This window comes from Streptomyces sp. NBRC 109706 (assembly GCF_000974485.1).
Lineage (GTDB): Bacteria > Actinomycetota > Actinomycetes > Streptomycetales > Streptomycetaceae > Streptomyces.
This window is the reverse complement of sequence record NZ_BBOM01000011.1, coordinates 478,539-491,549: the sequence shown is the minus strand read 5'-3', so window position 1 is coordinate 491,549 and position 13,011 is coordinate 478,539. Positions and strand designations below refer to the sequence as shown.

Genomic DNA, 13,011 nt, shown 5'->3' with positions numbered 1-13,011 from the left:
GTGCTGGGGGTGGGTGCCTCAGCTCAGAAATCGCCGAGTTCTTTGTCGAGCAGATCGAAGATGTCGTCCGCGGTCGCCGCGTCGATGTCGTTGGTCGCCTCGGCCTGGTCGGCCGTGTCGTCGGACCAGCGGGCGAGCAGTTCCCGCAGCCGGTCGTTGATCAGCGATTTCGCTTCGGCTCCGGCGGGCAGCGTGGCGATGACCGCTTCGAGCTTGTCGAGTTCGGCCAGGCCGGGCGTGCCGCGTGAGGCGTCGTCGCCGAGCGGCAGCGTGTCGACCAGATGGTCCGTCAGGGTCTGCGGCGTGGGGTAGTCGAAGACGGCGGTCGCCGGCAGTTTCATGCCGGTCACCGCGCCGAGGCGGTTGCGGAACTCCACGCCGATCAGGGAGTCGAAGCCCAGTTCGGTGAAGGCTTTTTCGGGGTCGACGGCGCCGGGCCCCGACAGGCCGAGCACGGCGGCGACATGCTGGTTGACCAGGTCGAGCAGGGCCGCCGCGCGCTGTGGCGCGGTGAGGGGGGTGAGGCGGCGCAGCAGGGCCTCGGTGGGGTCGCTCTCCTCGGCGCGGGCGCGTCGGGTGGGCGTCTTGACGAGGCCGCGCAGCAGCGGCGGGACGGCGGTGTTCGCGTCGCGCGGGGCGGTGGGCTGGAAGTTCATCGGGATGAGCAGGGCGTCGTCGGCGGCCTGGCGGTAGCCGATGTCGAAGAGGGCCATGCCCGTCTCCGGTGTGAGGGCCGCGAAGTGGGAGCGGGCCATGCGCTTGAGGTCGTTCTCGTTGAGCTGTCCCGCCATGCCGCCGGGCGCGTTCCACAGCCCCCAGGCGAGGGAGGTGGCCGGGAGGCCCTGGGCCCGGCGGTGCCGGGCGAGCGCGTCCAGGAACGTGTTGGCGGCGGCGTAGTTCGCCTGGCCCGAGCCGCCGAGGAGGCCGGAGGCGGAGGAGAAGAGGACAAACGCGGTGAGATCGAGGTCCCGGGTCAGCTCGTGCAGATGCCATGCGGCGTCGGCCTTGGGCCGCAGGACGCGGTGCAGGCGTTCGGGGGTCTGGGAGGAGAGGATGCCGTCGTCGAGCACGCCGGCGGTGTGCACCACGGCGGTCAGCGGATGCTCGGCCGGGATGGACGCCAGGAGTCCGGCGAGGGCGTCGCGGTCGGCGACATCGCAGGCGGCGAGCCGTACGCGGGCGCCGAGTTCGGTCAGCTCGGCGGCGAACTCGGGGGCGCCGTCGGCTGCTTCGCCCCGACGGCTGACCAACAGCAGTTGACGTACGCCGCGTTCGGTGACCAGATGCCGGGCGACCAGCCGGCCGAGGGCGCCGGTGGCCCCGGTCACCAGGACCGTTCCCGAGGTGGCGGGCGCTGTCTCTGCCGGTGTCTCTGCTTCGGCGGTCTGCCGGGCGCGGACGATCCGTGGGACCAGCACGCGCCCGCCGCGCAGGGCCAGCGTCGGCTCGTCGTGGTCGGCGGAGATCACTCCGGCCAGGGCGGGGACCGATGTCTCGTCATCCACGTCGACCAGCAGCAGCCTGCCGGGGTTCTCGGACTGCGCGGTGCGCAGCAGGCCCCAGGCGGCGGAGTGCGCCAGATCGCGGACGTCCTCCCGCGGGCCGCAGGAGACGGCGCCCTGGGTGACCACGGTCAGCGTCAGATCGGCGAACCGTTCCTCGGCCAGCCAGTCGAGCACGAATGTCAGCGCCCGGGTGGTCCTGTCCAGCGCCACCGCCGGCAACGCGGCACCGGTGGCCGCGTTCTCGGACCGGATGGGCACGAGCACCCGGGTGGGCGACGCGGCGCCGCTGCCGAGCGCGGCGGCCAGGGCGGCGAGGTCCTGGTACTGATCGACCAGAGCCGTGGCGGCCATGGCCTTGCTCAGCCAGGCGCCGTCCCCGTTGGGGCTGACGATGGCGCAGCGTTCGGCGGGTTCGGTCGCCGCCGCCGGGCGCGGGGCCGTCCACTCGGGCCATTCGAGCTGGAACAGCGCGTCGTGACGGCCGGTGGACCGGGCGGCGGTCAGCTGCTCGGCCGACATGGGCCGCATGGCGAGCCCGCCGACGGAGGCGACCAGCTGCCCGGCGCCGTCCGCGACGGTCAGCGCGATGGCGTCGCCGGCCGACGTCAGCCGCACCCGCAACTCGGCGACCCCGGGGGTCAGCAGGGTGACATCGCGCCAGGAGAACGGCAGCAGCCCCGGCTCGCCGCCGGGAACGAGGTCCCCGAGGCCGACGGCGTGCAGCGCGGAGTGCAGCAGCGCCGGGTGCAGCCCGAACCGCCGCGCGTCGGCCGATTCGCCGGGCGAGGGAACGATCTCGGCGTAGAGATCGTCGCCGAGCCGCCACAGGGCGTGGAGCGCCTGGTACGCGGGGCCGTAGGCCAAGCCGTCCAGGGCGAGCCGATCGTAGAGGTCGTCGATGTCGACGGGTTCCGCGCCCGTCGGCGGCCAGGTCGTGAACGGGGCCTCGGCGTCGTCCGGAAGCTCCTGCCCGGGCGCGAGAGAGCCGGTCGCGTTCTTGGTCCACGGCTCGTCGTCCGCGTGCTCGGCGCGCGAGTAGAGGTCGACCGAACGGCGGCCCGCCGCGTCCGGGGCGCCGACGGTGAGCTGGAGCGCGACGGCCTCCTGTCCGGTCAGTGTCAGCGGCACCTGGAGCGTCAGCTCCTCGACCGAACCGCAGCCGACCTGTTCGGCGGCGTGGAGGGCGAGTTCGAGGAGGGCCGTCCCCGGCAGGAGCGCGGCGCCCGCCACCTGGTGGTCGGCCAGCCAGGGGTGGGTCCTGGTGGAGATCCGCCCGGTGAACACCAGCTGTTCGCTGTCCGCGAGCGGCACGGCCGCGCCGAGCAGCGGATGGTCGGTGCCGCGCAGCCCGACCGCCGTCATATCGCCCTGGCGCGCCAGATCGATGCGCGGCCAGTAACGCTGGTGCTGGAAGGCGTAGGTGGGCAGGTCGACGCGGCGGGCGCCGGTGCCGTGGAAGAACGCGGTCCAGTCGACGTCGGTTCCGTGCTCCCAGGCGCGGCCGAGCGCGGCGAGCAGTGTCGCGGTCTCGTCGCGGCCGTTGCGCAGGGCCGGGGCGAAGACGGCCTCTTCGGCGGTCTCGGCGCCGGCGGCCGACAGCACGCCGTCCGGGCCGAGTTCCAGGAAGATACGGACGCCCTGCTGGTGGAGGGTGGCGATGCCGTCGGCGAACCGGACCGCCTGACGGATATGCCGCACCCAGTAGTCGGGGGCGGACAGCTGCTCGGTGGTGGCCAACTCGCCCGTGACATTGGAGACCAGGGGGACGGTCGAGGGCTGGAACGTCAACCCCGCGATCGCGGCGCGGAACTCGTCGAGCACCGGTTCCATCAACGGCGAGTGGAAGGCGTGGCTGACGGCGAGCTTTCGGGTCTTGCGTCCCTTCTCCTTCCAGGCGGCGGCCAAGGCCAGAACCGGCTCCTCCTCACCCGAAACGACCAGCGAGGCCGGTCCGTTGATCGCCGCGATGCCCACCCCCGCCGGCAGCTCGCCCAGCTCGGCCTCGGCAGCCTGGATCGCCACCATCGCCCCACCGGCCGGCAACGACTGCATCAACCGCCCACGAGCCGCGACCAGTTCACAGGCATCGGCCAACGACCACACCCCGGCGCAATAGGCGGCGGCGACCTCGCCGATGGAATGACCGGCCAGGAACTCAGGCCGCACACCCCACGATTCGACCAACCGGAACAACGCCACCTCAACGGCAAACAATCCGGCCTGGGCATAAACCGTCTGATTCAACAGCTCCGGATCACCGCCGAACACCACCTCCCGCAACGGCCGTTCCAGATGCCGATCCAACTCACCACACACCGCATCGAAAACATCCGCGAACACCGGGAACGTGTCATACAACTCCCGGCCCATTCCCAGCCGTTGCGCGCCCTGACCCGTGAACAGAAACGCCAACCGACCACCCGTCACCGATACGACCGGGAACCCGTCCGCTGCCAGCTCCGCCAACAAACCATCCCGATCCTTCGCCACCACCACCGCGCGCTTCTCCAACCCCGCCCGGCCCGTCGCCAACGAGAACGCCACATCCGTCAGACCCAACTCCGGCCGCGCCACCAGCCGATCACGCAACCGCTCCGCCTGACCCCGCAACCCACCACCATCAACCGCCGACAACAACACCGGCACCGCAGGCAACCCCACCCGCCCACCCTCATCGTCGGCCACCGGCTCGGGCGCCGGCGCCTCCTCAATGATCGTGTGCACATTCGTCCCGCTGATACCGAACGACGACACCCCGGCCCGCCGGACCCGTCCCTCCTCCGGCTCCCACGGCCTGGCCTCCGTCAACAACGACACCGCACCCGCCGACCAGTCCACATGCGACGACGGCTCGTCGACATGCAGCGTGGGCGGCAACACCCCATGACGTAGGGCCATCACCATCTTGATGATCCCCGCCACACCGGCGGCGGCCTGGGCGTGGCCCATATTGGACTTGATCGAGCCCAGCCACAGCGGCCGGTCCGCGTCCCTGCCCTGGCCATAGGTCGCAAGCAGCGCCTGCGCCTCGATCGGGTCACCCAACGTCGTGCCCGTCCCATGCGCCTCCACCGCGTCCACATCGGACGTCGACAGACCCGCACCCGCCAACGCCTGCCGAATCACCCGCTGCTGCGCGGGACCGTTCGGCGCCGTCAACCCGTTGGACGCACCGTCCTGGTTCACGGCCGAGCCACGCACCACCGCCAACACCGGATGACCGAGCCGACGGGCGTCCGACAGCCGCTCCACCACCAGCATCCCCACGCCCTCGGCCCAGCCCGTGCCGTCCGCCGCCTCGGCGAACGACTTGCACCGTCCGTCCGACGCCAGCCCGCGCTGTCGCGAGAACTCGACATAGGTGCCCGGGGTGGACATCACCACGACGCCACCGGCCAGCGCCATCGTGCACTCGCCCTGCCGCAGCGCCTGCCCGGCCAGATGCAGCGCGACCAGCGAAGACGAGCAGGCCGTGTCCACCGTCACCGCGGGGCCCTCAAGCCCGAAGGTGTAGGACAGCCGGCCCGACGCGACGCTCATCGCACCACCGGTTGTGCCATAGCCCTCGGTGTTGTCGAGGGAATGGGCGAGCAGGACGCCATAGTCCTGGTTGTTGGTGCCGACGAAGACGCCGGTCTGGCTGCCGCGCAGCGTGGTGACGTCGATGCCGGCGCGTTCGAACGCCTCCCAGCCGGTTTCCAGCAGCAGCCGCTGCTGCGGGTCCATGGCCAGGGCCTCACGCGGTGAGATCCGGAAGAAGGCGGGGTCGAACTCGCCCGCGCCCGACAGGAACGCGCCGCTGCGGGTGGTGACCTTGCCCGGCTGGTCCGGGTCCGGGTCATAGAGCCCGTCGATATCCCAACCCCGGTCCGAGGGCAGGTCCCCGACGGCGTCCACCCCGTCGGCCACCAGCCGCCACAGCTCCTCGGGCGAGGTGACCCCGCCCGGGTAACGGCAGGCCATGCCGACGATCACGATGGGGTCGTCGTCGACCGACGCCACCACGGCGGGCAGCGACGCGGCCGATTCGACCACCGAACCGAGCAGCTGCTCCCGCAGATACCCCGCCAACGCAACGGGCGTCGGATGGTCGAACACCAGCGTCGCCGGCAGCTTCACGCCCGTCGCCGCCCGCAGCCGATCACGCAACTCCACCGCCGTCAACGAGTCGAACCCGATGTCCCGGAACGCCCGCCCCGCCTCCACCTGACCCGCGTCCGCATGCCCCAGCACCGTCGCGGCCTCCGCGCACACCAGGTCGGTCAGCGACCGCTCCTGCTCCGCCGGGGACAGCCCGGCCAGCCGACCCGCCAGCTCGGAAGAGGCCCCCGCTCCGGCCTGCTCCTCGGCCACGACGGAGTTGTCATCGGTGTCTCCGGGCTCCAACTCGCCCAGCAGCGGCCAGTTCCTGGACGAGGAGAACAGCGGAACGAACCGCCCCCAGTCCACATCCGCGACCACCTGGGACGCGGCGCCCGAACCGACCGCGCCCGCGATGGCGGACACCGCCCGCTCCGGAGCCATCATCGCCAGACCCCGCCGGCTCAGATAGTCCGACGTGCCATCGTCGGCCGCCATGCCGACCTCGGCCCAGGGCCCCCACGCGATCGACGTCCCCACCAGACCACGCGCCCGCCGCGAAGCCACCAACCCGTCGAGGAACGCGTTGGCCACCGCATAGGCGCCATCACCCGCGCTGCCCCACACGGCGGCGATCGACGAGAACACGAGGAACGCGTCCAACTCCCGTTCGCCCAGCAGCTCGTCCAGATGGGCCGCACCATCCACCTTGCCCCGCGACGCCGCCGCCAGATCGGCGACGGTCAGCTCGTCAAGGAGCACAATCCCCGGGACGCCGGCGGCATGGACGACGGCCGTAAGGTCGTCGCCGGCCACGGCCAGCGCCGCCGCGACCGCATCGCGGTCGGACAGGTCACAGGCCACGATCTCGACATCGGCGCCCTCCGCCACCAGTTCGTCCCGCAGTTCGGCCGCACCGGGCGCCGCATCGCCCCGGCGGCTGCACAGCACCAGCCGCTCGGCGCCGTTCGCCGCCGCCCAGCGGGCGACCTGCGCGCCCAAACCACCCGTGCCGCCGGCGATCAACACCGTCCCGCGCGGCGTCCACTCCCCGCCGCTCCTCGCGGCCCGCACCAGACGCCGGCCATAGACCGCCGAGGAACGGACCGCCGTCTGATCCTCCGCGCCCTCGGCCGCCAACACGCCCACCAGCCGGCGCGCCACACCCGCATCCCAGGTGCCGGGCAGGTCGACCAGACCGCCCCAACGCGCCGTCGCCTCAAGGCCGATGACCCGACCCAGACCCCACACCTGCGCCCCCACCGGATCAACCACCACATCCGAACGACCCGTCACCACCGCGCCGCGCGTCAGGCACCACAACCGCCCACCCACACCGGCGGCAACCAGCCCCTGCGCGGCGACCAACGCGCCCACCACGCCCGCCGAGACCTCGGCACGCGGCGCGTCCCGCAGGGACCACAGCGATACGACGCCCGTTACCTCGCCGCCGGCCCGCTCGGCCAGCAGCGACGCCAGACCCTCCCGGCCCACGGACGGCTCCGCCCACACCACCTCGATGTCGGCTCCCGCGCCCGACAACGCGTCGCGCAAAGCGGCGGCGTCGGTCTCCTGGCCGTCGGCGGCCAGCACCAGCCACCGTCCGGCCAGCCCACCGCCCGACAACGACAACGGTCGCCAGGTCTCCTCATAGCGCCAGCCGTCCACGAGGCCCCGCGCCTGATGTTCACGTCGCCACGAGGAGAGGATGGGAAGCGCCGCCTCAACCGATGCCCGTTCCTCCTCCGCAAGGCTCAGACCGTTGAAGTCGCCCTGCTCCAGGGCCTGCCAGAACTCGCCATCCGCTTCGTCTCCGCCGGTTCCGCGCGTCAACAGATCGACACGCGGCCAGAACCGTTGATGCTGGAAGGCATAAGTCGGCAGATCGACACGGCGGGCGCCGGTGCCGTGGAAGAACGCGGTCCAGTCGACGTCGGTTCCGTGCTCCCAGGCGCGGCCGAGCGCGGCGAGCAGTGTCGCGGTCTCGTCGCGGCCGTTGCGCAGGGCCGGGGCGAAGACGGCCTCCTCGGCGGTCTCGGCGCCGGCGGCCGACAGCACGCCATCCGGGCCGAGTTCCAGGAAGATGCGCACGCCCTGCTGGTGGAGGGTGGCGATGCCGTCGGCGAACCGGACCGCCTGACGGATATGCCGCACCCAGTAGTCGGGGTCGGACAGCTGCTCGATGGTGGCCAGCTCACCCGTGACATTGGAGACCAGGGGGAGGGTGGAGGGCTGGAACGTGAGCCCGGAGATCGCCGCGCGGAACTCGTCGAGTATCGGTTCCATCAACGGCGAGTGGAAGGCGTGGCTGACGGCCAGCTTTCGGGTCTTGCGTCCCTTCTCCTTCCAGGCGGCGGCCAAGGCCAGAACCGGCTCCTCCTCACCCGAAACGACCAGCGAGTTGGGTCCGTTGATCGCCGCGATGCCCACCCCCGGCGGAAGCTCACCCAACTCGGCCTCGGCAGCCTGGATCGCCACCATCGCCCCGCCGGCCGGCAACGACTGCATCAACCGCCCACGAGCCGCGACCAGTTCACACGCATCGGCCAACGACCACACCCCCGCGCAATGCGCGGCGGCGACCTCGCCGATGGAATGACCGGCCAGGAACTCAGAACGCACACCCCACGACTCGACCAACCGGAACAACGCCACCTCAACGGCAAACAATCCGGCCTGGGCATAAACCGTCTGATTCAACAGCTCCGGATCACCGCCGAACACCACATCCCGCAACGGCCGTTCCAGATGCCGATCCAACTCCCCACACACCGCATCGAAAACATCCGCGAACACCGGAAACGTGTCATACAACTCCCGCCCCATTCCCAGCCGTTGCGCACCCTGACCCGTGAACAGAAACGCCAACCGACCACCCGTCACCGATACGACCGGGAACCCGTCCGCTGCCAGCTCCGCCAACAAACCATCCCGATCCTTCGCCACCACCACCGCACGCTTCTCCAACCCCGCCCGGCCCGTCGCCAACGAGAACGCCACATCCGTCAGACCCAACTCCGGCCGCGCCACCAGCCGATCACGCAACCGCTCCGCCTGACCCCGCAACCCACCACCATCAACCGCCGACAACAACACCGGCACCGCAGGCAACCCCACCCGCCCACCCTCATCGTCGGCCACCGGCTCGGGCGCCGGCGCCTCCTCAATGATCGTGTGCACATTGGTGCCGCTCATCCCGAACGAGGAGACGCCCGCCCGCCGGACCCGTCCCTCCTCCGGCTCCCACGGCCTGGCCTCCGTCAACAACGACACCGCACCCGCCGACCAGTCCACATGCGACGACGGCTCGTCCACATGCAGCGTCTGGGGCATGACCCCGTTCCGCAGCGCCATCACCATCTTGATGACGCCCGCGACCCCCGAAGCCGCCTGCGCATGGCCCATATTGGACTTGATGGACCCCAGCCACAGCGGCCGATCGTCCGACCGCCCCTGGCCATAGGTCGCAAGCAGCGCCTGGGCCTCGATCGGGTCACCCAACGTCGTGCCCGTCCCATGCGCCTCCACCGCGTCCACATCGGACGCCGACAGACCCGCACCCGCCAACGCCTGCCGAATCACCCGCTGCTGCGCGGGACCGTTCGGCGCCGTCAACCCGTTGGACGCACCGTCCTGGTTCACGGCCGAGCCACGCACCACCGCCAACACCGGATGACCGAGCCGACGGGCGTCCGACAGCCGCTCCACCACCAGCATCCCCACGCCCTCGGCCCAGGCGGTGCCATCCGCCGCTTCCGCGAAGGACTTGCACCGTCCGTCCGACGCCAGCCCGCGCTGTCGCGAGAACTGCAGGAACGCGCCCGGGGTGGACAGCACCACGACGCCGCCGGCCAGCGCCATCGTGCACTCGCCCTGCCGCAGCGCCTGCGCCGCCAGATGCAGCGCCACCAGCGAAGACGAGCAGGCCGTGTCCACCGTCACCGCAGGACCCTCAAGCCCGAAGGTGTAGGACAGCCGGCCCGACGCGACACTCATCGCGCCACCGGTCGCCGCATAGCCCTCGTTTCTGTCGCTCGACACCGCGAGAACACTTGAGTAGTCCTGACCACTGGTGCCGACAAAGACGCCCGTCTGGCTGCCGCGCAGCGTCGTCAGGTCGATGCCGGCGCGTTCGAACGCCTCCCAGCCGGTCTCCAGCAGCAGCCGCTGCTGCGGGTCCATGGCCAGCGCCTCACGCGGTGAGATCCCGAAGAACCCGGGGTCGAAGTGCGCGACATCGTCGATAAATCCGCCGTACCTGGTGGTGGAGGTGCCGGCCTTGTCGGGGTCGGGGCTGTAGAGGGTGTCGACGTCCCAGCCACGGTCGGTCGGGAACTCGGAGATGACGTCCCGGCCGGACGCCACCAGGTCCCACAGGTCCTCGGGCGAGCGCACGCCGCCCGGGTAGGCGCAGGCCATTCCGACGATCACGATGGGCTCATCGTCGATGCGGCCCGCTGGAAGCTCCGACAGCCCACTGGCCGAGTCCACGATCGTGCCGAGCAGTTGTTCCCGCAGATGCTGCGCCAGCACGGTGGGGGTGGGGTGGTCGAACACCAGCGTGGCCGGCAGCTTGACTCCGGTCGCCGCCCGCAGCCGGTTGCGCAGTTCGACGGCCGTCAGCGAGTCGAACCCGATGTCCCGGAACGCGCGCCCGGCCTCGATCCGGCCGGCGTCCGCATGCCCCAGCACAGTGGCGGCCTCCGCGCACACCAGGTCCGTCAGCCGCTGCACCCGCGCGCGTTCGGGCAGCTCAGCCAGTTGCTCCAGCAACCGGCTGGTCCCGTTCTCGGCGTCGGCCGGTGCCGTCGCCTCATTCAACGCGGCCTGTGCCGCTTCGAGTTCGGCGAGGAGGGGCCAGTTACGTGAGGAGGCGTACAGCGGCGCGAACCGTTCCCAGTCCACATCGGCGATGACCTGGAGCGCCGCGCCCGAGCCCACGGCGCCGGCGATCGCGGAGGCCGCCGCATCCGAGGCCATCGGGGTGAGGCCATGGCGGGCGGGACTCTCCCCGCTGCCCTGCCCGCGCGCCTCCTCGATCTCGGCCCACAGCCCCCAGGCGATGGACGTCCCCGTCAGACCACGCGCCCGACGCGATGCCACCAGCCCGTCGAGGAACGCGTTCGCCGCCGCATAGGCGCCGCGACCGGCGCTGCCCCACACGGCGGCGATCGAGGAGAACACCACGAACGCGTCCAACTCCCGCTCGCCCAGCAGCTCGTCCAGATGTGCCGCGCCCTCCACCTTGCCTCGGCCGGCCTCGGCAAAGGCCGCCGCGTCCAGATCGGCCAGCTCGGCACTGTGCGAGACGCCCGCCGCGTGAACGACGGCCGTCAGGTCCTCGCCTGCCACGGCCAGCGCGGCCGCGACGGCGGCGCGGTCGGACAGATCGCAGGCCACGATCTCGACCGCCGCACCCCCGGCCGCCAGTTCGTCGCGCAACTCGACCGCTCCCGGCGCGGCCATGCCCTGCGGGCCGGTGAGGACGAGCCGGTCCGCGCCGCTCGCCGCCGCCCAGCGGGCCGTCCGGAGGCCCGTTCCCTCCGTGCCGCCGGTGATCAGCACCGTGCCGCGCGGCGACCAGCTGTCGCTTCCCGTGGCGGGCGCCTTGACCAGGCGGCGGCCATAGACCGCCGAGGAACGCACCGCCGTCTGGTCCTCCGCGCCCCCGGCCGCCAACACGCCGACCAGCCGGCGCGCCGCACCCTCGTCCCAGGTGCCGGGCAGATCGACCAGACCGCCCCAACGCTCCGTCGCCTCAAGGCCGATGACCCGACCCAGACCCCACACCTGCGCCACCGCCGGATCAACCAGCGCATCCGAACGACCCGTCGCCACCGCGCCCCGTGTCAGGCACCACAACCGCCCACCCACACCCGCAGCGACCAGGCCCTGGGCGGCGACCAACGTTCCCTGCAGCCCATCGACCCCGCCCAACAGGCCCCACAACGACACCACACCCACGACCTCCCCGCCCGCCAGCAGCGACGCCAATCCCTCCCGACCCACGGACGGCTCCGCCCACACCACCTCGACCTCGGCCCCCGCACCCGACAACGCATCGCTCACAACAGCGGCGTCGACCTCCTGTCCCTCCCCGGCGAGCACCAGCCAACGCCCGGACAACCCAGGGGCGCCCGACAACGACACCGGCCGCCACTCCACCCCATAACGCCAGCCGTCGACCTCACCCCGCACACGCCGCGCGCGCCGCCACGACGACAGGACGGGGAGCACGGCCTCCACCGACGCACGTTCCTCCTCGGCGAACCCAAGACCCGCCAGATCCTCCCCCTCGACGGCCCGCCAGAACTCACCGTCCACAACATCGACTTGCCCCACCGGCCGCGCCACCGGCGGCTCAGCCCAGTACCGCTGACGCTGAAACGCATAGGTCGGCAGGTCGACACGACGAGCGCCCGTACCGTTGAACACGGCCCCCCAGGCGACACCCGTCCCCTGCACCCATACCCGACCGAGCGCCGCGAGCAGGGTCTCGACCTCACCACGGTCCTTGCGCAGAGCCGCCGCGAAAACACCCTCCTCGGCGCTCTCCGCACCGGCGGCCGACAGCACACCATCCGGGCCAAGTTCAAGAAAGGCGCCCACGCCCTGCGACCGGAGAGTGGTGATCCCATCGGCAAAACGCACGGCCCGCCGGATATGGTCCACCCAGTAACCCGGATCGCACAGCTGCTCCGCCGTGGCCAACTCACCCGTCACATTCGAGACCAACGGAATCGTCGGCGGCCGGAACGTCAACCCCGCAATCGCCGCGCGGAAGTCGTCAAGCACCGGCTCCATCAACGGCGAGTGGAACGCATGGCTGACGGTGAGCCGACGGGTCTTGCGTCCCTTCTTCCTCCAGGCGGCGGCCACGGATCGGACCGCCCGCTCCTTGCCGGAGATCACCAGCGAGGTCGGCCCGTTGATCGCGGCAATGCCCACGCTCTTGGGCAACTCGCCCAGTTCGGCCTCGGTGGCCTGGATCGCCACCATCGCCCCACCGGCCGGCAACGACTGCATCAACCACCCACGCGCCGCCACCAGTTCACAGGCATCGGCCAGGGACCACACCCCGGCACAGTGAGCGGCGGCAACCTCACCGATGGAGTGCCCGGCCAGGAACTGCGGCCGCACGCCCCAGGACTCGACGAGCCGGAACAGCGCCACCTCGACCGCGAACAACGCCGCCTGAGCGAACACCGTCTGGTTCAACAGCTTCTGGTCCCTGCCGAACAGCACATCCCGCAGCGGCCGTTCCAGATGCCGGTCCAACTCCCCGCACACCGCGTCGAAGGACTCAGCGAACACCGGGAACGCGTCATACAACTCCCGCCCCATCCCGAGGCGTTGCGCGCCCTGCCCCGTGAACAGAAACGCCGTCCGTCCGCCACCGGCAACACCCGTCACCGCGTCCAACCGT

General features: G+C 71.4%; 1 protein-coding gene (cut by a window edge). It reads right to left on the bottom strand.

Annotation, left to right across the window (positions count from 1 at the left end; genetic code table 11):
• Positions 1-23: 23 nt before the first annotated feature.
• On the bottom strand, positions 24-13,011 hold the final stretch of the coding sequence (locus tag AOM46_RS32590) for a type I polyketide synthase (RefSeq protein WP_234314019.1). Its footprint extends 15,299 nt past the window's final position; the window shows 12,988 of its 28,287 coding nt (coding positions 15,300-28,287); its start codon lies beyond the right edge, outside the window; the stop codon is at positions 24-26.